At 55.6% G+C, this 363-nt stretch carries 1 pseudogene; it reads left to right on the forward strand.

Annotation, left to right across the window (positions count from 1 at the left end):
- Window positions 1-44 precede the first annotated feature (44 nt).
- Window positions 45-363 (forward strand): annotated as a pseudogene (locus DEF28_RS26930) (hypothetical protein); the annotation flags it as partial.

The raw sequence follows: 363 nt of genomic DNA on the forward strand, positions 1-363 counted from the left end.
GTGTAGCACTCAAGCATCTGCAGGAGGAATTTGAGGAGCCGCGTGTGCTGAATCCTCTGATTCCGCAGAGCGTTGAGAATGTAATCCTGCGCTCGATGCGCAAGAATCCGGACGAGCGCTATCAATCAGCTAAGCAGATGCTTCATGATCTGGAGACATGCCTGCTTCCTGAACGGCGCAGCGAGGCCAAGGCATCATTTCATGATGACGATGATGAAGAACGGACCCGGATTATTCCGGCAATCAAGCCGATCCAGCATACACTGGGCAGCCGCAGCGGAGGCGGAGAGGACCGGATGCGCCGGATTGAAGAAGATGAGGACATTCCGGCCCAGCCGAAAGGGAAGCGGAAATGGGGTATGC

The sequence above is a fragment of the Marinitenerispora sediminis genome (assembly GCF_003336425.1).
Lineage (GTDB): Bacteria > Actinomycetota > Actinomycetes > Streptosporangiales > Streptosporangiaceae > Marinitenerispora > Marinitenerispora sediminis.